Raw genomic sequence first — 16692 nt, forward strand, 5'->3', positions numbered from 1 at the left:
TGTGAGAAATTACACGTCAGGTTTCAAGTTTGACAGCTCTTCGATAATCATTTCCTGATATCCTGCTTTCTTTATATGGGCCATAAGGTCCACTACCGGAACAAGGTCCGGACATGTTATATTTTTCAGCATTGCCAGTCTTTTTTCACTTATGGTTTTATGGGAAAGGCATTTTTTATAGTCTTTTACCGTATAGTGCCACAATTTTAACTTGCCACTGTAGCGGCGGTATAGCCGATCGGCTATCATTAATCCTTCCGGGTCAAAGTCTCCTGAGTAGTACATTTGTGTGCCGCTTCGGACCAGAAGGTCCATGAGTACAAAAGCCGAAAGCCTTGGCTGGCCAAAGGTACAGATGAGCGAAGGGATGATACGGCAAGCCCGCGGGTCAGAAATCTTCTTGATGTTTTTTTCAAAAATTTGTTTATTCCATAAATCTAAAAGAGAAGCGAATACTCCAGGATTCTCCACTACGAACACGTCCCCGGTGGGGCTTTTAATTTCGTCAATAAAGCTTAAGTTCAGGAGAGGCACCTGGAGAGCCTGAACATTTTCATAGGCCGCCTGCCAGACGGGATCCGGCACGTCTTTTTTGAAGGCTTGAAGGCCCACTACGGTAACATAATTTGATATTTCGTCTATCAATATTCCCGCCCTATAATAGACTTCTGCCCTATCCTGGCTATCCTTGACTTCCCCCACATCAAGGACAGAGCAAAGGGCATTAAAAAACAAGTTCCCCAGAGTAGTGCCGAGGTCCAGGGCATGGGGGTTTTGAGTAATCCTGGAGGCAAACACCGGCAGGCGCTCTTTTGAATGGCGCTTTACCGGAAGATCATCTAATGCTCTGCAAACATCCCCCATCTCACGAAAAAGCTTCCCCCTGTCCTCTTCCCTTGACAGCCTCATCTCGATGACTCTGGCGCCGGCGGCTTTTCCTTCATATACATCCTCAAGCCAGGCTTTACTTTCTTCGCTCCGGCATATGGAATAAAGCCTTTCAAAAAATTGTTTCTTTTGAACCTGAAAAGTCTCTTCATCCTCTTTTTTGCCGGTGAGAGGCTCTCCAAAATATGCTTCCAGAATTTCCTTCAGTGTATAACCTTCAAACTTTGTGTTTTTAAGGGATTCTTCAAACTTCAAAAGGCTTACGTCGACTGAAGTTTGCCTTGTATAATCTTTCCTGAAATGGCTCGTAAGTATCTCTTTTTCTTCCGGGGAAAGGTTTATAAGCTTTACACTGCCCCCTATGCGCCCCAGGCTCTTATATTTTTTTCTGAAGGCTTCAAAAAGTCTCCGGTAACCTCTATTATCTTTAAAAAAGTTCAGATCTTCCTGTTTCATATCCTTCTCATTCTTTCACACATCAAACCTCTCACTTCCCACTTCCCACGGCTGCCGCCGCATCTTCATCCACATCGTATTTCAGCATGCGCTTTTTACCGTCCCAGATATATCTGATGACCGTCACAAAGTTGGCATTCTTGGGTCGCACCAGCTCGCATATGGAAAGCTCCGGTACGGTGTCGTAATCTCCCCAGAGCACCTGGGAATTAATAATAAAATTAAATTTCAGATCTTCCATGAGCCGGAACATGTCTTTTATGTTGGTGTCATCCACACCTGCAAAGGCTTCATCCAGAGATACGACCCTCGGAGCATCCTGAGCGGCCGAGTCATATCGGGCATATACCGCTGAAAACAGCGGTATATACATGGCCATGGCCTTTTCACCGCCGCTGAGCTTGTCAAAGGCGTGGTTGGTGAGCTCCCGGCGGGTCTCTCCTTCCTTTCTGAAATACAGTTTGAACTCAAACCATTTCCGATAGTCCAGGATATCCTTTATTATTTGATGGAAAGTCTCGGTGTTTTCGGCATTATCCAGAATTTTCCTGGCCCTGTCTACTTTGGATCTAAAATGTCTTGTCACCAGGTTAAATTCTTCGGGTTTTAACATCTGGGCACCGGATTTCAGGATTTCTACCAGTTGCCGGGTATCCATTTCCTCCTCACTTTCGGCAGGGATGGGTTTCCACTGAAGAGAAAACGTAATACCGCTGGAGGTGTCTCTCTCGGACATGAGGCGGTTCATATTCTTCACCCATTCCTCTGCCCTGAAAATCCTTGCCCTTATTTTCTTCCCCACGTTATGCATTATAATTTCCTCAAAAAGTCGTCGGTCGGTTTCCCTCAAAAGCGCCTCATTGGCGGCAATATCCTGCTCAATGGTGTCATAAAGGGCATACAGTGAGACCATTTTGCCCTGAAGGTTTGCGGTGATCTGAAAGCGTCGCAGCTTCCTTGCCGCCTCTTTCAAAATCTCGCTTTCATCTTGTTCGGAAGAATCCTGTATATTTTTTTCATCCTGTTCATGGGTTCCCTCGAAAAGGTACCCCATGGTAAGACCATAGTTTAAAAGTCCTACCTGGCTGTCATGAAAAGCATCCGTCAGTCTAGTATTAAGCTTTTCTCTATCAAGTCCGGGCTTTTCTACCAAAGCCGCCAGAGTCTTTATTATGTTCCGGCAGAAGGCAGGGATTTTATCATCTTCCCCATCCTCCGGCAAATCTCCCAGATCCTTTATAAATCCCAGTTTCCATTCATCCACAAAACCTTTTCTATATATTTCATATACACCGGTTAAAATCTGTATTTTGTTGTCCAGCTCCAAAAGCTTTTCCGTATTGGTCTGTCTTCTAGCAAATGTGGAAGCCTTCCGGGTATCCGCATCTCTTATCTCCTCAGGGATATCCTCCAGCCTTTCGATACACTTTTTCAGCTTCTCTTCAAGCTCTCTTAATCCCAGAGTCTCGATGGCTTCCGTCAGGGCTTTTATCCTGGCCTGGCTTTCACTTATACGTCTTGCTATATCCTGGATTTCCACCGAAAGGTTTTCCACATCGGCCTTGGCATCATTATAATTTTGTTTAAGTATCGAAACTTTTTCCATGGCAGAAATCACACCATAATATGTGATTTCCAGCCGTCCCAGACTCTCGCCATAGTCCTCCATGTTGTCTCTGGCTTCTTCAAAAGACGCGATATCCGCCCTGATGCTGAGGCCTGAAGTAAGCATTCTGACTTCTGCCCTTAAGGATTGTAACAAGTCAAAAAGGGATTTGACCTCCTGGTTTTTGTTTTCCAGACTTTTTTCGGCATTCCTAAGTTCCCTCTCGGCATCTCTGCAAAAATTCAGTGCCGTATCCAAATCCTGTACCCCAGGAAAATTATCATACTCTTGTTTTAACCTTTCCAGTCTCACACCTAATGTACTTATTTCTCGGTCCAAATTTTGTATACGGCCATTTATTTCTTCCAGTTCTCGGGTTAAAGCCAAAATCTTTTCTTCCCTGAACTTCTTCCGGGACTCGTATCCAATAAATCGAGACTTTATGCCGTCAGGGCCTTTGCCTTGCAAGACCCCTATGCCGAAAAATCCATCTTCCCCTACATATGTTCCGTTATCTTCCCGGTACACCAGGATGTTCCTCAATGCATCATCCACCGTTTCCCGGGATATGGATTCTCCCTCGAGGCCGGCTACCTCGAAGTACTGCAGCACATTTAGTTTCATGGAAAAAGAGCCTGGAGCTATGAATTTGTCGCACATATTATCATCCATCGCCATAGCTTTATCCATATATTCTCTTGGGACTATCAGTGCATCCATGAGACCCATGGCCTCCAAGGCCGCCTCTATCCTGCCTCTGGTTTTTTCATCCACATCATCCTTAAACTCTATGGCCTTATAAAGGGGGATGTGAGGTATGCCGCTTTCTCTAAGCCTTTTACGGTTTTGTTCCACCTGGGGGTCCCTTTCAGGCTCCGGATCTTTTTTATTTTTCCACTCATCCAGTTCGGCCTTTTTTTCATCATACAAATTTTTTTCCTGTTCTCTTTGGTTTTCGAGCCATATTTTTTTATCAAGGAGCTGCCGATTTTTGCCTTCATAAAATGTCCTGATTTCCCTTAAGATGTCTTCAAATCCGACATTATTGCCGTAATTTAAAGCAAGACGTGCCACAGCCTCCAGGTCTTCCTGGGGTAACCTCAGTTCCTCATTCTGGCCGGACCACTGGTATATCCTCTCCACATATTCGCCTTTGACGGTGTCAAACTGCTTCTCCCATTCCTTTAGCTGCTTTTCACATTGGTCCTTATCTTTTTTTAAAGCTTCCTGTTCCTGAAGCGCCTTATCATACTTTTTGTTTTCTTCCCGCTCCTTCTGCAGGGCTTCTAGAGCTTTTTTTATCTTGTTTTTATGCTTTAAAACCTCGCTTTTCCAGAAAGTAAAATCAAATTTTTTGCCAAAAGCCTTTAAAAGCTCATCCCTTGAAAATTCATGTTCCATAAAGTCCGCAAGGCCGGCGGTCTTTCCCATGTCCCTTATCATGTCCTGGATCTTAAGCTCCAGGGATTCCTTTTCCCGATTAGCCTCGCCGATTCGTTGCTCCAGGTCTTTTAAGCGGGATTTCTTGTCGTTCAATTGGCCCTGCTTTTTATCAAGGGCGCTTTTTCTATCCTTTAGAACCTGTTCCTCTTTTGCCAGAGCCTGCCCTGCCTTAAGGGCGTCATTATCCCTTAAGGACTCCTCCTTCTGTTTTAGGGCCGCCTGCTCATCCTGCAGGGCTTTGATTTTTACCGAGAGCTCCTCCTCCAATCTCATCTGGCTCTCTATCTCCTGGATCAGGATATCACGGTTTTTCCTGGCGGATGTCAAGTCCTGGTATGATTTTACCAGGTCTTTAGACTTTTCATACAAAATAAAGCGGTTGTAAAAATCGTATTCAGCCTTCAGTTTTGCAGCAGAGCTTCGGCTTTTATATAGTTCATCCAGATGCACCTTTATTTCATCCATGTTTTCTATGGTCTCTGAAAGGGGCCTCAAGTCCTCATCGGACAGAGCCGGAAGCGCCGCATTCATTATCTCGTAGATGACAGTGGGCCTGAAATCTTTAGAAAGTTTGGGGCTTCGAAGCTGCACCAGCAGTTTTATGAGTTCGTCGTACTCCTCCACGGTGTTAAAGCCGAAGATGTATTTGTTCACCATTTCCATGTATTCCTTTTGGCTTTCTACCACTTCTCCGCCAGGAATAATCCTGGCTTTGAGCTCTCTTTTGGTCAGGGGGACCTTTTGTTTTTTCCCATCTGGCCCTATTTGCGATTTATAAAGGTTAAAATCTTTCCCCACCCGACGGCCATCCAGTATGATAAATCCCCAGGAGTCCAGGCCCTGGCCCCGGCGGGCCTTAAGTCCCAGGCCCACGGTTATGTAACTTTCGGCATTTTGCCTCTTGAACTCCATGTATATGTAGCCGGTCCTCTCCTCAACGCCGCTTACATCTTCCTCCCCCAGCAGGTAATCTTCCAGCCTTCTGGCCCTGGAGCCAAAGGGATCCAGCCTCTCGGGGTTCTTGTTGCCATCCAGCAAAAGGGGGATGAAGCTCTGCATGGTGACAGATTTACCTGAACCGTTTGCCCCCCTCAAAAGAAGCCTTCCCCCGGAAAAGTCGAATTCCTCCTCATCATAGTACCAGAAATTAACAAGTCCTGCTCTGTTTATCATCCATCTACTCTTCATGAGTCTTTACTCCTTTTACGAAATTTTCCGGGTATTCTCCGGTAAATTTTCCCACCATAGGTAAGATCTTTACAGAACGAAGCTTTTTATCTCTTACAATCATCTTCCAGGACTCCATGGCATCCATCACTTCCTGAATAAGCTTGTCGGGCGAAAGCTCCCGGTAAGATTTGTACCAGCCGCTTTTATACAATTCTCTGCATTCCATGATAATGTGGTGAAACTCCGATTCCGGTATTTCAATAGTATCATCGGGCTTTACATGAAGCTTTTCTTCATCCAGCTTTTTTCTCAAAAGCCCGCCTATCTGAAGGATGATGTCGGAAATATTGCTGCCATCCGGAAAAAAGGATTTGTCTCGGGAAGAATTTTCATATATCAGGAAGGCGGAATTTTTGTGGATATGAAGTTTAGCCCCCAGATTTTCCTCAAAATCTCTTTGAATGGTGTTTCTGTAATTTTTTATATAGAGGAAATCCTGGTCATCCGGCCCCTGGCTATACACAGCCGGCGAGAGCAAGAGCTTGCGATAAACCCGGTGACGGCGGAAGCTTCCTCTTTCTGTGTCACCTGTAAGCCATTCACCTTCCAGCAGAATGTCGGGATTTATATCATCCCCCAGTTCCCGCCCAAAACTTCTCAGAAAATATCCGGAAATTCCGGTATTTTCATAGAGCACTTCAGTGGTCCTATCTTCCGAAAACCTCTCCTGCTCCCCGTCGTTCACCTTTAAAATCCCAATTTTCTCTGCAAACACCAGCACCCTTACCAGGGACCTTCGATGGGAAAACAGATTCCAATCCACCTTTTCATATCCTTCATAGGTGGCCTGGATGTACTCTGTGATATTTGAAAGCACAAACTGTTCCTCAGGGCCCTTTTCCTCCAGGAAAGCCAGGAGCAAACATAAAAAGGCATAATCCATGGATTCTTTGAAATCCTGAATGCCCATCCAGGCTTCAGCCTCCCCGGGTACCTTTTCCAGCTTGGCCATATGAGGATTTATTACCAGCCTGTACCCCAATTTTTCCTCTATAAAAAGTTTAATACGCCCCTGAGCATCTCTTATTCTGTAATAATCCTCCCGGTTTTCATCCCTGAGTATCCAGAAATTTTCCAAAAGCATATGCAGCTCTTCCATGAAATCACCCGACATCTTCAAATTCTATGATAAAGGCCGGCATGTTAATATTGCCGTCGGTGCACTTTAACCATATGCGCTCATGGTCCTTGGGAAAAATTACCCTGTATTGTCTGCCGTCTTCGGTCTTCGCCGTCTTGTTCCTGCTTCCCATGGCCTTGCCTATCCAGCGAAGGAGGGTAATCCTCACAAAGGGCTCCACTTCCGGTAACTTTGCAAGATTTATCCTGTTTTGAAAGATGAGGCCTTCCAGTATCTCCCTCTCCTGCTCCAAAGACATCAAATATTCCTTAAGTTTTTGGCTTTTTGACTCACTGCAGTCCCGAACGGCGCCGGTGTTGCCGCTTTCGGAGTAGTTCCTGGTCTTAGGTTTTAATTTAAAAGTGCAGGGCTTTTCATCCCATACCCCTACTGTGATGCTCTCGGTGGCCCTTTCAAACTCTCCTGCCAGGTGACGGGTATTGAAAGCTCCAAAGGCTGCCGCTGAAAGCCTGTGAGCCTCATTTAGATCTTTGCATGCTGCAAAAGCTGCCGCAAGTTTTAAATAGTCGGTCTTCCGGCTTAAGGTCCTTGAACGGCTTTCAGCGATTCTGGCCGCAAAGCGGGTGATCTTCCTTATTATCTCATTGGTCACATTGAAAAGCCGGTATGCCTCGCTTTCATCTCCCCCATAGCCCAAAAACCAGCCTGTTAGATTGAACCACTTGCTCTTTATCTCCCCTCTAACCTCATCGGCTTCAGGGATGCGGTCGATCCGAGGGACGGAAAGCTCATATTCCACCAGCTTTTCGACCACGCTATTCACTACATCCTCATCCAGGTTTTTAAGAAATTCTTCGATGGCTGATGAGAACCGCTGCAAATCCTTTATGAAATCCCGAAGATAATCAATCATGCGGTCTTTATAGACTATAAAGGCTTCGGTCTTCATAAGCTCATCAGCCCGCGAACTCTGGAGGCTTGCGATGTAGTCAGTGGCATTGTGGTAAATGCTCTCGAAGTCCCCGTTCAAATCCTGCCACCATCGGTGAATAGCCGCCGTGTCAGGGGATGAAGAAAGGTCTATTATCTTCAGGAGGGCGGTGTATATCCTTTCAAATAATGAAGGCTCCAGAGACCCGCCATATCCAGAAAGGCTTTCCAGCCTGATGGTCATCCTTTCGATCTCAATGGAGTAAGGGCTGAGCTGGTACCTGAACTTCTTATTCTTGAATTCCTCCAGGGTGGCGGCTTTTGTGGTATCCTGGGTGGAAATGAGGTTCTTCCACTGGGAAAGGGCATTTAAATCCTGCTCGCACTTTTCTATAGTATAATCTGAAAAAACGGCAAATTGCTTCATATAATCAAAAACATCTTCCTTATAGAGCCAGTATCGCAGCCTCTGGTGCTGCTCATAAAAAAAGCGCAGGATAACCCTGTATCTTGCAGCGTTTTCTGCTGTCAAGTATCTTGCCTCATCCAGCGGTTTTAAAAGTTCCATGTTCAACCTGTCTATCTGCGGCATTTTGATCCCTCATCGATACAAAAGTTTTCCCGCTATTGCTGTTTAGCTTTCAAAAACGCCCCCATTACCTTGTCCATCTTCCTGATATGGTTTGTGAGCCAGTCAAAAAGAAAATGGTTCACCTTTATCACCAGGGCCACGGTAGGGCCTTTTTGTTCCAGCTGCTGTTTCAAGTCCTGTAGATCCGAAATGAAATCATCGTGCATTTTTTTATGTATTTCATAATTCGGAAAATCCAGCGATTTCATACGTTCTTCCTCGGCTCCAAAATGCATTACCACGTAGTCCTCAAGAAACCTCAGGACTCCGGATATCTCCTCTTTTCCCTTACCTTTGGAACACGCTTCTACTAATCTATTAATCCTGTTAAAAAGTTCCTTGTGCTGGCTGTCAATCTCCTCAACACCCGTAGCAAGGTCCTGTGTCCATTGTACTGCCATACAAAAACCCCCTTTTTACCCTGTCTTTTACCTCAATTGTAAAATATTATCGGCCTACTTTAAAGCAATATTTTGCTCCGGCGGAAGGACTTCAGTGCTCGTGGTCAAAACCCCGAACCCCCAGTATTTAAACTAATGACGGAGAGCATCCTTCACAAATTCAAAAATTATGTTTTACAGTTAAATCAGGGCCGCTATAGCCAGCATCAGGCCTGTCAGCTGATATACCTGTACAGTTTTGACATTGGCCTCCATGAGCCGGGGAATATCGTCATAATATTTTTTTGCCTCGGCTATGGCTCGACGGGCCAGGGGAATGCTAAGAAACGTCAGGAGCCACACAGGGCTTCCAGTAAAGATTATTAAAGGTAACAGACTGACATAAGCCATAACAAAAAGTGCCGTATATACACCGACGGCCTTTTGTTTTCCTAGCCGCACCACCCAGTTTTTCTTTTGACCGCGGGCATCGGCTTCATAATCGGGATACTGGTTTATCAAGAGCACGTTGGCTATCAAAAAGCCCAGGACCAGCGATGCCGGTACCACTTCAAGCCTTAAGGAATGGGTCTGGACCAGATATGTTCCCCCCATGACCAGAGGACCGAAAGTAAAACCTACCACGAATTCTCCAAAGCCCCTATAAGCCAGCTTAAAGGGAGGCATGCTGTAAAAAGCCGCCAGAAGAAAGCCGAGAAGCCCTACCCACAGGACCATAGGCTCCCGTACCATTGCAATATAAAGACCTATAACGGCGGCACCCGCCATAGTGACAACGGCGATAACCTTCGTCTCCCGTACGGTCAATAGTCCGTCCACAATGGTCTTTTTGCCTCCACTGAAGGGAGTCCTCTTTTCCGGAGCAATAAAGCGGTCTACCCCGGATTCATAATCCACAAATTCATTTATGGCATTCTTGCCTATTTCTATAAGATATATACCGGCAAGGCACCATAAAAACCAGTATATGTTAAATACCCCTTCCAAACCGTATGCCATGGCGGCTCCGCACACCATAGGCACCGTAGAAGCCACCCATATCTTGGGGTCTGCCAGCTGCCAGAAGCCCCGCCACTGTCTTTTGAAATTTGTTGTCATAAAAATTTCCTCCTGAATAATCGCTTTTGTATAAATTATATCAGTTTTAAAACTCAATGCCAAATTCCTTTATGATTTTTTTGAGCATGAATATTCATCTTTATTATGAGAAGGATTTTTTAACTATATAGCGAATTAAAGACAGAAGAATACTTGTAGGTGAATGACTTTTAGCTTAAGGAACATCATCAATATTATTTAGCAAGCTTAAAGTAGGTAAGGTATTCCAGTCTGGAAGCTTATCGAGATTATCACGGAACTTTAAAGCCTATCAGGAGGTTGCAACTTTGAAGAAGATTTTTGCAACGTTTGTTGTTTTACTTATAGTAGCAGCGGCTTTCTTTTTTATTTTTTCAATGCAGGGCACCTTGCCTCAAAGCAAACAAAGTTCTGAAATAGATAGTAAAATCCATGAAAAACCCCAGAGAAATAAATACGATATCAGGCTTGAATATGATGGAAAAAACCACATAAAGGCCGAAATGGCCCTTACTTATGTAAACAATTCAAGCGCTCCTATGAAGGAGCTGTATTTCCACCTTTACCCGAATATTTTCAGAGATAAAAAACACCTGCCCTTTTTCTCCTGGGACCTGCATCTGGTTTTCCCCGACGGAATAAGCACCGGGGGCATTGATATCCTGGAGGCCCGCCAGGACGGGGAGCCTGTGGAGTGGACCACTCTCAACGGCGATGAAGCGCTGAAGCTTACATTAAAAAAGCCTGTGGACCCGGGAAAAAATTCTAAAATACAACTCAAGTTTGCCCTCACCATCCCCAGGGCCAACTACAGGTTTGGCTACATGATGTTCGGCAAAGACCGTATTACCCTTTCCCTGGGAAACTGGTACCCCCTGCTGGCGATATATGACGGCGGCAAGTGGAGCCTGGATAAACACCCTGCTTTTGGGGACCCCACCTACAGCGACATTTCCGATTACACCGTCCGGTTCACGGTGCCTCAGGATTTTACGGTAGCAGCTTCGGGGGCGCTGCAGGGAAAATCCGCAAAAGACGGTAAGACCATCTACACATATTCCATGGAAAAAATCAGGGATTTTGCCGCAGCCCTGAGCAACAACTATGAAACCGCCGAAGATTTTGTGGACGGTATTAAAATCATATCCTATTTTCACCCTGAAGACAAAAAGGGCGGTTTTATGGCCCTGGACATAGTAAAGCACGCTCTATCAGTGTATAACGACAGCTTTGGGAAATACCCCTACCCGGAGCTGAGGTTGGCTGAAGCCAACTTTTACGCCGGGGGAATGGAATTTCCAACTTTCATAATGATGAACACGGCAAAATATAAGGAACCCTACCTTTCCAGCACCTCTTTTGAAAGGTCCACTGCCCATGAAGTGGCCCATCAGTGGTGGTATGCCCTGGTGGGAAACGATCAGATAAATGAGCCCTGGGTGGATGAGGGCCTGACGGAATTTTCCGCACTTTATTATTTCGAAAAAAGGTATGGTCAGGCCGGCAGGGAATCTTATTTTGAAAGACAGGTAGATGCCAACATGAGCCTCATCAAGGGCAGTAAAAGAAAAATGCAGGACCCCGTCCGTCTTTTCAAGAACAACCGCGAATATTTCGCCATTGTCTATGTTAAAGGAGCCCTGTTTTATGAGGACTTGAAAAATACCATCGGCGAGGAAAAAATGCTGGATTTTCTACGGTCATATTTTGATACGTATAAATACAAAAATGTGAGTTTCAACGAGTTTATTGAGTTTTTAAAGCAAAAGCATTATCCAGGCATAGACGACGGTTTCTTCAAGAAATGGTTTTAGGCAGATTCAAAAGGCTTATACCTCCGTTTTATTATGCGTTATGTGTAAAAAATTCCTTACTTAACCGTTTAAATCGATGCGTTCCCCCAGGCCCATGACCAGAGCCTTTTTATATACCATGGCGGCACAGGCCACATCTTCCACGGCGATGCCTACGGTCTTGAAGAGGGTAATTTCATCATCGTGCTCCCTGCCCGGCATACTGCCCGATGTTATTTCCCCCAGTTCGGCATATATATTGTCCGGCGAGAATACACCTTTGCCCATGGGTATTAGAAAATCCCCCGCCTCGGCCAGCACCGCTTCCCGGGAATCCACCACTATTTTCCCCGCCATTTTCAGCAGTTCTTCGGGGATTTCCTGCATCCGGGGGGTGTATGCCCCTATGGCATTTATGTGGGCACCCTTTTTCAGGCTTTCTGCAGAAAACACCGGCTTTGTTGAAGTGGTGGCGGTTATCACCACATCGGCGTCCATCACCGCTTCATCCGATTTTTTTGCAGCTACGAATCTTACACCTTTCAGCTTCATTTTCATATCTTCTATGTACTTTGCCGCCCGTTCTTTATCTTGATCATATATCCTGGCTTCTTTTATGTCCCGGACGCAGCATACCGCTTCCAGCTGGGTCCTGCCCTGGACCCCGGCGCCTATCACTGCAGCGATACGGGAATCCCTGCGGGCAAGGTGTTTTGTCGCCGCTCCTGAAGCCGCTCCGGTGCGGAGGGCCGTAAGATAAGCGCCGTCCATTACTGCGAGCGGTTCGCCGGTGCTTTCGTCGATCACCGCCACCGCCGAATTTATGGTGGGCTTGCCGGCATAGATATTTCCTGGAAAAACCGACACCATTTTAACAGCCACACCGCTTCCCTGCACATGTCCCGGCATAAAAATAGCATCACCTTCGGCAGTGCCTTCCACATGGATCACCGTCCTCAGAGGCACCTTCGCCCTGCCGGCCGAAAAGGCCGCAAAGGCCTGTTCCAGAGCTTCAATGGCCTCTCCCATGGAAAGGGCTTTTTCCACATCACTTCTCTTTAAAACCAACATAAAATACCCTCCCTTTTAATTGAATATTTTACCTCAATTTATAATTTTTAGTGGATTCTGCCCTTAACAAATTTAACTCATAAGTTGGAATTTGCGCCTCCAAATTCCTTCTATTCCGGTCGCTGACCTCCGGCCTCCGATATTATACATATACCTAAATTCTTTATTTTTCTTTAAAATCCTGCCGGAGAAAAAAATAATGCCGGCCTTTTATGACCGGCGTCGGAATATGAAAGACATGATACAGCACAGGAGTGAGACCTCCGGTGGTAATAGGCGTGGTATCCAGGGTCATCACCTTACTCTCAAAAGCAATAAAAATAGCCAGGGCAGAATCAAAGCCCCAGCTTTTTTATACACTAGAGGATACACTGCGAGATAGGCACCGGTGCATTATAAGTTACTTTATGTCGGAAATCAAATACTGTCCGTTTTTCTCGATGAAGTTTATCATCACACCTTTTTCCGGATCCGACATGTCTTTTATTATTTTTAAAGGTCCCTGGCGTTCAGCGACGGGGTCTTTAAAATCTAACATCCAGTTCTGACCCAGGGGGTTTTGCACAAGCTTCATCTGTTTTGCCTTTTCAACTAAGGCTTTATCGGTCACCCATTTTTCCGCTTCGCCGTCTCCGGTGCTGAGAGCATATATGAATTCCACCAGGGTATTATAGGCCGTGGGTATGGTCTTCTTTTCCTTTAATACATATCCATCCCCCTGGCGCTCCCAGGTGCTCTGGAAGTGTCTGTGGGGGCCGGCGTTGCTTTCATGGAAGATGTTATCCCTGCCATCTCCGCAATACCAGGAATCCCCTTCCAGTATGACCTCCGCGATGCCATGCCCTGCAAAGGTCAATTTGCCATGGCTGTTGTACCATCCCGTCCTCGGGGAGCTCCATACGATCCACCATCTGCCGTCATCCTCAAGCCTTAAAACCTTATATACCGGAACGGGGCTGCCACTGCCGCCGGAGGCCGCATCATACACTACCCCCATCTCCACGGTGTTGTCCGAACCGGGAGAAAGCCTGGCATTTATCACCATAAAGCTCGGGGAAAATCCATGGGCATCCTCGTCGGCGGAGTAAAACACCTGGGAATGGAATTTATCTTTATCCCACCAGAATATGGCGTGGCCATCGGCATAACCTCCCACAAACTTGGAGTCTGTGGAAAAGTCCACCAGCACCGTCTGGGGAAAGCCGCCATCCTGGTCCTCGGCCTGCAGTGACTTTACGGCTATATTTTGCTCGCTGCCCCATTTTTCAAGCTCATTTAACTTTTGCCATCTTTCCTCAGGGCTCAAAGACGATAAGTAAACACTTAATTTTTCGAAGCCTTTGATACCCTTTAACCGCCGGAGGGCTTTGTCGGCAGGCATCATAGCCAGGATCTGATCATCGGTACCTTCTTTATAAAGACTTTTAGATATATCCTTTGATTTTTGATAATTTTCACGGGCTTTATCATACTGCTTCAAACCCTCGTAACTTCTGCCCAGATTAAGGTATGCCTGGGCCCTGACTTTTTTAAGAAATGCCGGCTCCTCGGGCTGATTGCCTTCACCGGGTTTGGGTATTCGTGCCTGTGCCTTTAAAATATTATTAAAAACACCTATGGCCTTTTCATATTCACCCAAATCATTGAGGGCCTTGGCCCTTACCATTTCAAATTGATAGGCCGGAGGGTAATATTCGCCTTGTATAGCAAGGCCCTTTTCAAGACCCGTTTCTATGGATTTTATCGCATCCTCGGGCCGGCCAACCTTTTGCTGAGCATCGGCAAGATAATACCATAAAAAGGGCGCATTGGGCATTTGTTTTAATTGCTGCAGATAATAATCAACTACTTTTGGAAAATATGCTTTATACATATCTTCAGCCGAAATAAAGCCAACTCCAACCCAGCGCAGCACATTCACCATCATGGCCGTCCCGGTGTCCTTTTGCCATACTGCCAGCAGCGCCCTATCATCGGGGCCATACTCTCCGGTAATTTTTCCCGGTTGGAGAATCTCCAGCTTATGATATCCGGTAGAAGCAAGTTCTTTCAGGGTACCTTCCTGCCACTGAAAGATGCCGAGGCCATTTCCTGCAGATGCTCCAATGGTTCCGCCGATTAAAACCTCAGGTCTAGCATCCCCGGTGATGTCTGCAAAATCCATCAGATCCAGGTCATATCCGAATCCCTTTTGCTCCCATACTTTCTGCCACTTCCCCTCTTTTTTCTTGAGGACCATGGCCCCCACATCACTGGCATTATCTCCCACCTTGTAGGTAGCCACGATCTCATCCTGCAAGTCGCCATCCAGGTCCTTTTCTCGAACAGCTCCAACCTTATCGGGGTTGCTGGGGGGAAAGAACTTCGCTCCCGCCGGCAGGAAGTTTTGGGCAATAGCCGCCGCATCTTCCTTTTCCTCCACCTGGGCACTGGCCACCCGGGGCGCCTTTATGGTGCTTCCCGGTGAAGGCAGCATACTACAGCCTGTGACAATAAGTCCCGCGGAAATTATCAGTGCGGTAAATTTTTTAAGTTCCATATACATCCTCTCCTTAGTTTGTGTCAGGGTGTGTCACGGTGACAGTTCTTATGACACACTGACAGAAAACACATTGATTGTTGGACCCTATTCCAATTTTTCGGCGCCGAATGGGCGCAATCTTCTATCTATAACTCACAGTATAAATATAAAATATAAAAGTTTCCTGCCGGCAGAGGACTTAGTTTTAACATCTAAATCCATTATAGTATCCTATGTGATTAAAAGGGTTATAAAAGTGTTATAAAAGGGTTAAACAAGATCTTTCCGTACGATATCTTCTGCACCGCCGAAACCCCCCTCAAGCTAGGCCTTTAAAATACCTACATTCATTCTTAACTATATCATACAATAATAATTGTTGAAAGGTGATGTTAACTGCAGGAAAAGGAAAATACGGCCGGCCTATGGAGGCAAAAACAGCCGTTTTTTCAACCCTGATAAAGTCAAAATTATTGCAATAAAGTGTCACTATGATATATAATTATATCAGGCGCCGGGCCGTCACCGTCATCAAAATTTAATAAGGGGGAATAAAAGTTGAAAGTAGGAGTATTTTGGAGGAGATTCAGAAATGTGGAGCTTCAAAGAAAGCTCACACAGGACAAGATCTTCGATGATGCTTACGATGAAGCCTTTCAACATTATTCGGCCATAAGGGAAGCCGGTTTTGACGCGGTCCTCATCGAATGGAAAAAGGACCCCCGGGAAACCCTTCAAATTCTGAACAATGAGAAAGTCGACCTGATTTTCAATGCCTCTTCCCTGAAGGAAGTCGCTTTTCTCGAAGCCTTCGGCATACCCTTCGTGGGCTCCGGACTGGACCTGGTGGCCACAAGCAAAGCCGCCCGCAAAAAGATAGTGGCCTATCATAAACTGCCTACCCCCGGATTCTTCGTGGCAAACAGCCCTGACAGAATCCCGGAACATCACCTCAAATATCCGCTTTTCGTAAAGCCTGTAAGAGGGCGCGGCAGCGCCGGAATAAGTGAAGAAAATGTGGTAAAAAACCCTGAAGACCTTCCGGGGGTTGTGGCCAAGATAACACAGAAAATCGGCCAACCCGCCCTTGTAGAGGAATTCATTCAAGGCAGGGAGATTACCGTAGGCATTATCGGTTATGAAAACCCAAAAGTTTTACCCATCCTTGAGATAGAGTATAATTCCACCATTACCAACACCTTTGAACACAAGATGCTAGATCATGAGATAATACACTGCCCTGCAAAGCTTACCTCCGAAGAACAAAGCAGGATCACCGATATAGCAAAAAGAATCTATAAGGTATTGAATGCAAAGGATTTTGGCCGGATAGACATGATCCTGGGCCGGGATGGCATACCTTATTTCCTGGAACTCAATACCTTTGCTGGACTCACCATGTCCTCCGGCAAAGCCCACAATGGCTACATGGGCTATATGGCCGAGGCTCTGGGCATGACGGCTGCGGAATTTATCGGCTCTATAATTCAAAGTGCCATAAAAAGATACGGTGAAGAAACAATAAACGCCCTATCAAAGCGGGACCTTATGACTTCATGATTGT

The 16692-nt window shown here is 45.9% G+C and carries 10 protein-coding genes; 2 read left to right on the plus strand and 8 right to left on the minus strand.

Features of this window, described 5'->3' with window-relative positions; genetic code table 11:
* Positions 1-9: 9 nt before the first annotated feature.
* The 6 genes from D2962_RS12780 to D2962_RS12805 all read right to left on the minus strand — a co-directional run bounded on the left by D2962_RS12780 (position 10) and on the right by D2962_RS12805 (position 9764).
* Positions 10-1344 (minus strand): TIGR02679 family protein, encoded by a 1335-nt coding sequence (locus D2962_RS12780; protein WP_122015193.1) that lies wholly within the window; start codon positions 1342-1344, stop codon positions 10-12.
* Between the two features lie 31 nt (positions 1345-1375).
* Entirely contained in the window at positions 1376-5581 is a 4206-nt protein-coding gene (locus D2962_RS12785) for a TIGR02680 family protein (protein WP_122015194.1), read from the minus strand.
* Positions 5571-6722, minus strand: coding sequence for a TIGR02678 family protein (locus tag D2962_RS12790; RefSeq protein WP_122015195.1), 1152 nt, complete (start codon positions 6720-6722; stop codon positions 5571-5573). The genes D2962_RS12785 and D2962_RS12790 overlap by 11 nt, the downstream gene beginning before the upstream one ends.
* 4 nt (positions 6723-6726) lie before the next feature.
* Positions 6727-8226: a TIGR02677 family protein gene (locus D2962_RS12795; RefSeq protein WP_122015196.1), complete on the minus strand. Its 1500-nt coding sequence runs from the start codon at positions 8224-8226 to the stop codon at positions 6727-6729.
* A gap of 32 nt (positions 8227-8258) precedes the next feature.
* Complete coding sequence (locus D2962_RS12800) at positions 8259-8666, minus strand: bacteriohemerythrin (RefSeq protein ID WP_122015197.1); 408 nt, start codon at positions 8664-8666, stop codon at positions 8259-8261.
* 180 nt (positions 8667-8846) lie between these two features.
* A complete protein-coding gene (locus D2962_RS12805) occupies positions 8847-9764 on the minus strand; it encodes a prenyltransferase (RefSeq protein WP_120766402.1) in 918 nt (305 codons plus the stop codon).
* 287 nt (positions 9765-10051) lie between these two features.
* Between D2962_RS12805 and D2962_RS12810 the strand changes: the two genes are divergently transcribed.
* On the plus strand, positions 10052-11557 hold the full coding sequence (locus tag D2962_RS12810; RefSeq protein WP_245984684.1) for a M1 family metallopeptidase: 1506 nt from the start codon (positions 10052-10054) through the stop codon (positions 11555-11557).
* 60 nt (positions 11558-11617) lie between these two features.
* Here D2962_RS12810 and D2962_RS12815 read toward each other — a convergent pair whose 3' ends face one another.
* The gene (locus tag D2962_RS12815) at positions 11618-12607 is read right to left on the minus strand and encodes an ornithine cyclodeaminase family protein (RefSeq protein ID WP_120766403.1); all 990 of its coding nucleotides are present in this window, start codon (positions 12605-12607) and stop codon (positions 11618-11620) included.
* Between the two features lie 400 nt (positions 12608-13007).
* Positions 13008-15146 carry a tetratricopeptide repeat protein gene (locus D2962_RS12820; RefSeq protein WP_162991217.1) on the minus strand — a complete coding sequence of 713 codons (2139 nt, stop codon included), beginning with the start codon at positions 15144-15146 and terminating at the stop codon, positions 13008-13010.
* A 540-nt stretch (positions 15147-15686) separates the two neighbouring features.
* Here D2962_RS12820 and D2962_RS12825 point away from each other — a divergent pair.
* Positions 15687-16688 carry a D-alanine--D-alanine ligase family protein gene (locus D2962_RS12825; protein WP_122015199.1) on the plus strand — a complete coding sequence of 334 codons (1002 nt, stop codon included), beginning with the start codon at positions 15687-15689 and terminating at the stop codon, positions 16686-16688.
* Positions 16689-16692 lie beyond the last annotated feature (4 nt).

This window comes from Biomaibacter acetigenes (assembly GCF_003691585.1).
In the GTDB taxonomy this organism is placed as follows: domain Bacteria; phylum Bacillota; class Thermosediminibacteria; order Thermosediminibacterales; family Tepidanaerobacteraceae; genus Biomaibacter; species Biomaibacter acetigenes.

Coding starts and splice junctions, on each gene's coding strand:
- D2962_RS12780 (WP_122015193.1), bottom strand. CDS start 1,344: ATGAAACAGGAAGATCTGAACTTTTTTAAAGATAATAGAGGTTACCGG.
- D2962_RS12785 (WP_122015194.1), bottom strand. CDS start 5,581: ATGAAGAGTAGATGGATGATAAACAGAGCAGGACTTGTTAATTTCTGG.
- D2962_RS12790 (WP_122015195.1), bottom strand. CDS start 6,722: ATGGAAGAGCTGCATATGCTTTTGGAAAATTTCTGGATACTCAGGGAT.
- D2962_RS12795 (WP_122015196.1), bottom strand. CDS start 8,226: ATGCCGCAGATAGACAGGTTGAACATGGAACTTTTAAAACCGCTGGAT.
- D2962_RS12800 (WP_122015197.1), bottom strand. CDS start 8,666: ATGGCAGTACAATGGACACAGGACCTTGCTACGGGTGTTGAGGAGATT.
- D2962_RS12805 (WP_120766402.1), bottom strand. CDS start 9,764: ATGACAACAAATTTCAAAAGACAGTGGCGGGGCTTCTGGCAGCTGGCA.
- D2962_RS12815 (WP_120766403.1), bottom strand. CDS start 12,607: ATGTTGGTTTTAAAGAGAAGTGATGTGGAAAAAGCCCTTTCCATGGGA.
- D2962_RS12820 (WP_162991217.1), bottom strand. CDS start 15,146: ATGGAACTTAAAAAATTTACCGCACTGATAATTTCCGCGGGACTTATT.